We start from the raw sequence: 9576 nt of genomic DNA on the forward strand, positions 1-9576 counted from the left end.
CAATCAACCCGGCCTTGTACTGGTTCAGGGTCAGGCGCAACGACTCGCGGGCCGCGTCCAGCGCTTCCTGACGCACTGCTGCTTCGTCTTCCATGACCTTGAGCTGCACCAGGTAGTTTTCGACTTCGCGGAACCCGTCGAGCACGGTTTGCCGATACTTGGCCACGGTCTGGTCGTAGGCCGCCTCCGTGCGGTCGACTTCCGCCGAGCGCTGGCCGCCATCGAACAAGGTCATGGCGAGTTTTGGCCCCACCGACCAGAAACGGTTCGGCAAGCTGATCAGGTTAGAGTAACTGCTACTGCTGTAGCCGCCACTCATGCTCAAGGTCAGGTCCGGGTAGTAAGCCGCCTTGGCCACGCCGATGTTGGCGTTGGCGGCAATCACCGAACGCTCGGCGGAGGCGATGTCCGGGCGTCGCTCCAGCAGTTGCGAGGGCAGGCTCAGCGGAACCTGCGGCAATGCTGGAATGTTCCGGGTTTCAGCCAGATTGAACTCAGCCGGCGGCAAGCCGATCAGCACCGCAATCGCGTTCTCGAACTGCGCACGCTGCCAGATCAGGTCGACCATGTCGGCCTGAGTGCTTTTGAGCTGGGTTTGCGCCTGGGCGACCGCGTCCTTGCCGGACACTCCCGCACGGTATTGGTTTTCAGTCATTTGCAGCGAGCGCTGATAATTCTCGACCGTGGCTTGCAGCAGGCGCTTTTGCTGGTCGATCACTCGCAATTGCAGGTAGTTCTGCACCAGCTCCGATTGCTGGCTCAGGCGCATGGCGGCCAGGTCGGCAAAACTCGCTTCGGCACTGGCCTTGTCGGCTTCCAGGCCACGACGCAATTTGCCCCAGACGTCCGCTTCCCAGCTCACCCCAAGCTGAGTGTTATAGGTGTCGCGGATACCACTGTTGGTACTGCTCAGGCTTGAACTGCTGCTACCGGTGCCCTGACTGGAACGGGTTTTCCCGGCGCTCAGATCAACCGTCGGAAAAAACGCCCCCCGGGCACTGCGGACCAACGCCTGAGCCTGACGGTACTGGGCTTCGGACTGGGCAACGGTCTGGTTGGCACTGTTGAGTTTTTCGACCAGCCCGTTGAGCTGCTGATCACCGTACAGTTCCCACCAGGCACCACGCGCCAATGAATCACTCGGCGTCGCCTGACGCCAGCCGTCCGCCTGCTTGTACTGTGCCGGCTCGGCCACTGTCGGGCGCTGATAATCCGGGCCGATGGCGCAGGCACTGAGCATCAAGACGCTGAGCGAAAGACTCAGCAAACGCGAACCACGGGCCGATACCAGGCGCCGGGCCATCGGTGCGTCGAGGTTGAGTGGGCAACGGTCAGTCATAGCGGAGTTTCCAGAGAAGCATCGGTACGAACCCCACGCCAGCGGTTGACCCGATGGCGCAAACGGTCGAGGTAGAGGTAAACCACCGGGGTGGTGAAAAGCGTCAGCACCTGGCTGAAAATCAACCCGCCGATAATGGTCAGGCCCAGTGGTTGGCGCATTTCCGCGCCTTCGGCGGTGCTGAGCAACAAGGGCAAGGCGCCCAGAATCGCCGCCAGGGTGGTCATCAGAATCGGCCGCAGACGCAACAGACACGCACTGCGAATCGACTCCAGCGGTTCCATGCCCTGATGGCGTTCAAGCTGCAACGCGAGGTCGATCATCAGAATGGCGTTTTTCTTCACCACGCCGATCAGCAAAAACAGCCCGAGCAGCGAAATCAGGCTGAACTCGCCACCCAGCACATAGATCGACAGCAACGCACCGACACCTGCCGAAGGCAACGTCGAGAGGATGGTCAGCGGGTGCACGTAACTTTCGTACAGCACGCCCAGCACCAGATACACCGCCACCAGCGCACCGAGAATCATCCACGGCTGACTCTTCTGGGTCGCCGCGAAAGCGTCGGCAGTGCCGGCCATCTTGGCGATCACTTCTTCCGGCAGCCCCAGCTTGGCAATCGCCCGCTCGATGGCGGCCGAGCCTTGTTCAACGGTGACGCCTTCGGCCATATCAAAAGAGACGCTTTCGGAAGCGAACTGCCCTTCATGGCTGACCCGGTCGTTTTCCAGGCTGTTTTCATAGTGGGCAATCGCTGACAGCGGAATGCGCGCACCGGCAGCGGTAATCACCTGGACCTGATTGAGGGTGATCGGGTCCTGGGCGTATTTCGGATTGACCTCCATCACCACCTGATACTGGTTGAGGCTGTCGTAAATGGTCGAGATCTGGCGCTGGCTATAGGCGTTGTTCAGCACGGCGGTGACCATCGACATGTCGACCCCCAGGCGTTTGGCCTGGTCACGATCGACCACCAGCGTCACCTGCGCAGCACCCCGCCCTTCGCGGGCGTCGATGGCCGTCAGTTCAGGCAGCGCCTTGAGCGCAGCGACGACTTTCGGGTACCACTCGCGCAACGCCGACAAATCGCCGCTTTGCAGGATGTAGGTGTATTGCGAGGTGGTCTGTTCGCGGCCACCGCCAAACTGCAAGTCCTGGTCGGCCATCAGCATCAACTGGGCACCGGCGACCTTGGGCATTTCCTTGCGCAGCCGTTCGATGACCTTCTGCGCAGAAATATTGCGTTCCTTGATCGGCTTCAGGCGCACCAGCATGAAAGCGTTATTGGTACCGTTGGTACCGCCGATAAAACCGGCGACACTTTCCACGGCATCGTCTTTCAACACTGCACGGCGGAAGGTTTCCATTTTCGGCTGCATGACATTGAACGACAGGCCATTGTCGCCGCGGACAAAACCGATCAGTTGACCGGTGTCCTGCTGCGGCAGGAAGGTCTTTGGCACCACCACGTACAAGGCGATGTTGACGCCAATGGTGACAAACAGGCTGAGCAGCGTCAGCCGCTTGTGACGCAGCACCCAATCCAGGCCGCTGGCATAGTGCTTGACCATCCAGTCGTTGGCGCGCCGACTGGCGCGCTGCAAACGGTTTTCTTCGCCGGGTATGTGGGGTTTCAGCCAGCGGGCGCAGAGCATCGGCGTCAGGGTCAGCGAGACCACCAGCGACACCACGATTGACGCTGCAAGCGTTATCGAAAATTCACGGAACAGGCTCTCGATGATCCCGCCCATGAACAGAATCGACAGGAACACCGCCACCAGCGAGACGTTCATCGACAGCAAGGTAAAACCGACTTCCTTGGCGCCCAGGTACGCCGCCTTCATCGGCGCGATCCCTTCGTCGATGTGCCGCGAAATGTTTTCGAGCACCACGATGGCATCGTCCACCACCAGCCCCGTTGCCAGAATCAGCGCCATCAGCGACAGGTTGTTCAGCGAAAAGCCATAGAGGTACATCACCGCGAACGTACCGACCAGCGACACCGGTACCGCCAGCGTCGGGATCAACGACGCGCGGAAGTTACCGAGAAACAGGTAGACCACCAGAATCACCAGTGCCACGGCAATCAGCAGGGTCATTTCCGCTTCGTGCAAGGTCGCCTTGATCACCGGTGAACGGTCCATCGCCAGGTTCAGCTTGACGCTGGCCGGCAACACCGCCTGCAACGCCGGCAACTGCGCCTTGATATCGTTGACCGTTTTAATGATGTTGGCGCCGGCCTGGCGGTTGATCACCAACAGCACTGCCGCGTCGTCGTTGAAGAAACCGCTGTTGTAGCGGTCTTCGACGCTGTCGCGAACCTTGGCCACATCGCCCAGGCGCAATGCCGAGCCATTCTGGTAGCGAATGATCAGCGGTTCATAATCCTTGGCCTTCTCCAACTGGTCGTTGGCCTGGACCTGCCACATCCGCTGATCGTCTTCGATCGAGCCCTTGGGCCGGCGCACGTTGGCGTTGGCGATGGTGTTGCGCACATCATCCAGCGCCACGCCGTACTGGTTCAGCAGTTGCGGTTCGAGTTCGATGCGCACCGCCGGCAACGAACTGCCGCCAATCTGCACCTCGCCGACACCGGGCACCTGAGACAGGCTTTGCGAAAGGATGGTCGAGGCCAGGTCGTAGAGCTGACCTTTTTCCAGCACGTCCGAGGTCAGCGACAGCACCATGATCGGCGCCTGGGACGGGTTGACCTTCTTGTAGGTCGGCATACTGCGCATACCACTGGGCAGCAGGTTGCGCGAGGCGTTGATCGCCGCTTGCACTTCTCGCGCCGCACCATTGATATCGCGGTCCATGTCAAATTGCAGGATCACCCGGGTCGAACCCTGGCTGGATCGGCTGCTCATGGTGTTGACCCCGGCGATGGCGCCGAAGGATCGCTCCAGCGGCGTCGCCACGGTGGAGGCCATGACCTCGGGGCTAGCACCCGGCAGGCTCGCCGACACCACGATCACCGGGAAATCCATTTGCGGCAGCGGCGACACCGGCAGCAAGCCGAAACTCACACCGCCCAGCAACATGATCGCCAGGCTCAGCAGCATCGTCGCTACCGGCCGGCGAATGAAAGGTCCGGACAGGTTCATGGCTGCTCTACCGGCTCCAGACGCTCAGGCGCACGTCGCCAGCGCCGACCGAGGCGGTCGAAGTACAGATAGATCACCGGCGTGGTAAACAGCGTCAGCACCTGGCTCACCAGCAAGCCACCGACCATCACCAGACCCAATGGCTGGCGCAGCTCGGCCCCMGAGCCGGTGGCGAGCATCAACGGCACCGCGCCAAACAGCGCGGCCAGGGTGGTCATCAGGATTGGCCGGAAACGCAGCAGCGCCGCCTGATAGATCGCGGTCGCCGGGTCCATGCCCTGATTACGCTCGGCGTCGAGGGCGAAGTCGATCATCATGATCGCGTTCTTCTTGACGATGCCGATCAGCAAGATGATGCCGATGATTGCGATCATGCCCAGGTCGTTGCCGCTGAGAATCAACGCCAGCAAGGCGCCGACCGCCGCCGATGGCAATGTCGAGAGAATGGTAATCGGGTGAATGTAGCTCTCGTACAGCACGCCGAGCACGATGTACATGGTCACCACCGCCGCCAGAATCAGCAGCAAGGTGCTCGACAGCGAAGCCTCGAACGCCTGGGCCGCACCCTGGAACTGTGTCTGCACGCCAAGCGGCATGCCGATGTCCTGTTGCACCTTGTTGATCAGCTCGACGGCCTGCCCCAGCGCCACGCCGGGCGCGAGGTTGAAGGACATCATTACTGCCGGGAACTGGCCGATATGCGCAATCGCCAATTGCGCCTGGCGCTCTTCGACATGAGCCAGGCTGGACAACCGCACCTGACCGCCATTAGTGGTCTTGACGTGAATCTGTTCCAGCGCCTGCGGGCCGATCTTCTCGCCGTCCTGCGCCTGCATTACCACACGGTATTGGCTGGCCTGGGTGTAAATGGTCGAGATCTGGCGCTGGCCAAAAGCGTCGTACAGCGCGTCGGTGATGTTCGACACCGAAACCCCGATTCGCGAAGCCGCGTCACGGTCGATCACCAGATAGACCTGCAAGCCCTTGTCCTGCAAGTCGCTGGCAACGTCAGTCAGCTCGGGTTGCTTGCGCAGCGCCTCGACCAGTCGCCCGCTCCACAGGCTGAGCATCTCGGCATCCGGCGACGACATGCTGAATTGGTATTGTGTGCGGCTGACCCGGTCTTCGATGGTCAGGTCCTGCACCGGCTGCATGAACAGACGAATGCCCACCAGTTTGTCCAGCTGCGGCTGCAACCGGCTGATCACCTGGGCCGCGCTCAGATCACGCTCTTTGTGCGGCTTGAGATTGATCAGCAAGCGCCCGCTGTTGAGGGTCGCGTTGTCGCCGTCGACTCCGATATAGGACGACAGGCTTTGCACCGCCGGATCGGCCAGGATGACCTTGGCCAGCTCCTGCTGGCGCTGGCTCATGGCGGCGAAGGAAATCGACTGCGGCGCCTCGGAAATACCCTGGATTACCCCGGTGTCCTGCACCGGGAAAAAGCCCTTGGGTACAACGATGTACAGGAACACTGTCAGCCCCAGGGTAGCGATGGCCACCAGCAAGGTCAGCGGCTGATGCTTGAGCACCCACTGCAACTTGCGCCCGTAGGCGGCGATCAGCCAGTCGATCCACGCACCGCTGGCCCGGTAGAAACGGCCCTGTTCTTCTGGCTTGGGTTCACGCTTGAGCACTGCTTGGCGCCCTTGAGCGCCGCCTGCAACGGGCTGTCGCCCTCCTCGATGAAGCGCGAAATGTTTTCCAGCATGACGATCGCGTCGTCCACCACAAAACCGGTGGCAATGGTCAACGCCATCAAGGTCAGGTTGTTGACCGAAAAACCGGCCAGGTACATCACGCCGAAGGTGCCGATCAGCGACAATGGCACCGCGATCGACGGAATGATCGTGGCACTGGCCCGGCGCAAGAACAGGAACGTCACCATCACCACCAGGGCGATGGCGATCAACAGCTCATGCTGCACGTCGGTGACGGACGCCCGGATGGTCTGGGTGCGATCGGTCAGCACGGTAACGTCGAGGCCGGCCGGCAGGTTGTCGGTGATGCTCGGCAACAGGGCCTTGATCCGGTCGACCACCTCGATCACGTTGGCACCCGGCTGGCGCTGGATGTTCAGCAGCACGGCCTGGTTTTCATTGGCCCACGCCGCGAGACGTTCGTTTTCGGCGCCATCGACAATCTGCGCGACGTCCTTGAGTCGCAACGGCGCACCGTTCTTGTAGGCCAGAATCAGTTCGGCGTAGTCCTTGGGCGAGGTCAACTGATCGTTGGCATCGAGCATCGAGACCCGGGTCGGGCCGTCGAAGTTGCCTTTGGGCTGGTTGACGTTGGACGCGCCGATCAAGGTGCGCACGTCCGACAGGTTCAAGCCGTTGGCCGCCAAGGCTTGCGGGTTGACCTTGATCCGCACGGCCTGACGCTGGCCGCCGGCAATGCTGACCATGCCGACGCCACTGATCTGGGCGATTTTCTGCGCCATGCGCGTGTCGACCAAATCATTGAGTTTGGGCAGCAGCATGGTTTTGGAGGTGATCGCCAGGGTCAGCACCGGGGTGTCCGCCGGGTTGACCTTGTTGTACACCGGCGGTGCCGGCAAGTCCTTGGGCAACAGATTGGTCGCCGCGTTGATCGCCGCCTGCACCTGCTGCTCGGCGACGTCCATGTTGATGTCGAGGCTGAAACGCAGGGTCAGTACCGAGGCGCCGCCGGAACTGGTCGAGGCCATTTGGGTCAGGCCGGGCATTTGCCCGAACTGGCGCTCGAGTGGCGCAGTCACCGCACTGGTCATGACATCCGGACTGGCGCCCGGGTACAGGGTCATGACCCGAATGGTCGGGTAATCGACCTGAGGCAGTGCCGAGACCGGCAGCAACTTGTAGGCAATCATGCCGGCCAGAACAATGGCCAGCATGCTCAGGGGGTCAGTGCCTTCCAGAACCACGCGATCACCGGCTTTCAAGCCTTCCTGGATCACCGTGTTGTCACCATCGCTGGCACCGATCTTCAACGGGCGAATGGTGACTTTCTTGTCACCGTCCAGTACGTAGGCAAAGGTGCCGTTGGTGCCGAACTGAATGGCTGCCGAAGGCGCCAGCACCACGCCTTTGAGGGTATCGGCCAGCAGTCGGACGTTGACGAACTGATTCGGGAACAGTGCCAGATCGCGATTGTCGTAGCGCGCCTTGAACTTCAGTGTGCCGGTGGTGGTGTCGATCTGGTTGTCGAGGCTTTGCAAGACGCCGCTGGCCTGCATTTTGGTATCGCCACGATCCCAGGCTTCAGCCGGCAGTTTGGCACCGGAGTGGTAGCGGGTCAGCACGGTATCGAGGGTGTTTTCCGGCAAGGTAAAGACCACGCTGATCGGCTGGGTCTGGGTAATGACCGCCAGGGACGTGGTGTCATTGGCGGACACCAGGTTGCCAACGTCCAGCTGCCGCAGACCGACACGCCCGGTAATCGGCGCACGGATCTTGGTGAATTCCAGATTGAGTTTGGCGTCGTTGACCGCCGCCTGATTGGTCTTGACCGTGCCCTGGTACTGCCCCACCAACGCAGCGGCGGTGTCGAGGGTCTGTTTGGCGATACTGTCTTGCGCATACAAACCGCGATAGCGTTCCAGATCCACCTGCGCGTTTTTCAACTGAGCCTGGTTCTGCAACAGCGTGCCTTCGGCCTGGAGCAAGGCGTTCTGGTAAGGGCGCGGGTCGATCTCGGCGAGCAGGTCGCCAGCCTTGACCATCTGCCCTTCTTCAAACGCAATCTTCACCAGTTCACCGCCCACACGGCTGCGCACATTGATGGTGTTCAGCGCAGTGACCGTGCCCAGCGCTTTGTAGTACAGCGGGAAATCCCCCACGACAGCAGGCGCGACCCGAACCGGGACCGGTCCTGTGGCGCCGCCAAAACCGGGACGCATCCCGCCAGACTTGCCGACATGCCCGGCCGCGGCTTTTGCTACTGGCGCGGCCTTATGAGTCGCACCGCCTGGCCAGAACTTCCAGCACAGGCCAGCAATGACCAACAGGACCAGCAGGCCAAATAGCCAGCGACGGGAATGACGGGAAGCAGAGGATTGCATGGAATGATCAACCATTGGGCGCGTGTGGGCATCTTTATACGGAAGGCTGAAAGATAAGCACTGACGGCATTTAAGCAAAGCGCCTTTACCGGCAATTTACCTTCAGCCTGCTTTTGCGATTTTTTGCTAAGGCTCTGAAGCACAAATGAAAACGGCCTGGACAGAGCCAGGCCGTTAATAATTGTAAAATGTGGTTACTTCAAAACGGCCAACGCCGCTTCGTAGTTTGGTTCTTCAGCGATTTCTTTAACCAGCTCGCTGTGCAGCACGGTGTCGTTTTCATCGAGTACGACCACTGCACGGGCGGTCAGGCCTTTGAGTGGGCCGTCGGCAATGGCAACGCCGTAGTTTTCGATGAACTCACGACCGCGCAGGGTCGACAGGTTCTGTACGTTTTCCAGACCTTCAGCGCCGCAGAAACGTGCCTGGGCGAACGGCAGGTCAGCCGAGATGCACAGTACAACGGTGTTGGCCACGTCGTTGGCCTGAGCGTTGAACTTGCGTACCGAGGTAGCGCAGGTCGGAGTGTCGATGCTTGGGAAGATGTTCAGCACTTTGCGTTTGCCGGCGAAGCTTGCCAGGGTCACGTCGGACAGATTGCCGGCAACCAGGGAAAAGGCTGGTGCCTTGGAGCCGGCTTGTGGCAGTTGGCCGTTGACTTGAACCGGATTGCCTTTGAGGGTGACTTGAGCCATGAACGGAGTCCTTCTGAACGTTGTTTGGAAAATATCGAAGAGGTCGAAGTTAACCACGAAATTGTCCGACGACCTATGGCCGAACACAAATTGTCATGAGTCGTCACACAACCTGGATACAACACTAACAACCAACACAACACCCTGTGGGAGCGAGCCTGCTCCGGGCGGCGTTCCGACGATGGCGGTGTTACATCCGACATAGATGCTTGAATGTTATGGCCGCATCGCGAGCAGGCTAGCTCCCACAGGGCCGCATACACGCTGCTTCAGCCCAGCAAACGCAGCATATTGCGATGCCGCGCCTCGAAAATCCGCCGCATGTAGGCATTGACCATCAACCACTCGAAAAGTGCACCGCCAATGGCCGCATAGGTCACGCGATCGGTGTACAGC

General features: G+C 60.6%; 3 protein-coding genes and 3 pseudogenes. All 6 read right to left on the reverse strand.

Translation table 11 applies throughout. The features are described from left to right. The coding region (locus tag AC1DH9_RS19335) for an efflux transporter outer membrane subunit (RefSeq protein WP_477808603.1) at nucleotides 1-1339 on the reverse strand (1339 nt) is incomplete at its 3' end. Further along, the gene (locus AC1DH9_RS19340) at nucleotides 1336-4443 is read right to left on the reverse strand and encodes an efflux RND transporter permease subunit (protein ID WP_427536943.1); all 3108 of its coding nucleotides are present in this window, start codon (nucleotides 4441-4443) and stop codon (nucleotides 1336-1338) included. The genes AC1DH9_RS19340 and AC1DH9_RS19335, both read right to left, overlap by 4 nt. Next, nucleotides 4440-7318 (reverse strand): annotated as a pseudogene (locus AC1DH9_RS19345) (efflux RND transporter permease subunit). The gene AC1DH9_RS19340 and the pseudogene AC1DH9_RS19345 overlap by 4 nt, the downstream one beginning before the upstream one ends. Nucleotides 7319-7321: 3 nt before the next feature. Then, a pseudogene (locus tag AC1DH9_RS19350) lies at nucleotides 7322-8500 on the reverse strand (MdtA/MuxA family multidrug efflux RND transporter periplasmic adaptor subunit); the annotation flags it as partial. A gap of 179 nt (nucleotides 8501-8679) precedes the next feature. After that, nucleotides 8680-9180 (reverse strand): thiol peroxidase, encoded by a 501-nt coding sequence (tpx, locus tag AC1DH9_RS19355; protein ID WP_019690760.1) that lies wholly within the window; start codon nucleotides 9178-9180, stop codon nucleotides 8680-8682. 269 nt (nucleotides 9181-9449) lie between these two features. Continuing rightward, nucleotides 9450-9576: pseudogene (locus AC1DH9_RS19360) on the reverse strand (polyketide cyclase); the annotation flags it as partial.

Source organism: Pseudomonas sp. 05T35 (genome assembly GCF_056396605.1).

Bases quoted from the DNA above. Each gene is read 5' to 3' on its own strand.
- AC1DH9_RS19340 (WP_427536943.1), bottom strand. From the start codon at position 4,443: ATGAACCTGTCCGGACCTTTCATTCGCCGGCCGGTAGCGACGATGCTG.
- tpx (WP_019690760.1), bottom strand. From the start codon at position 9,180: ATGGCTCAAGTCACCCTCAAAGGCAATCCGGTTCAAGTCAACGGCCAA.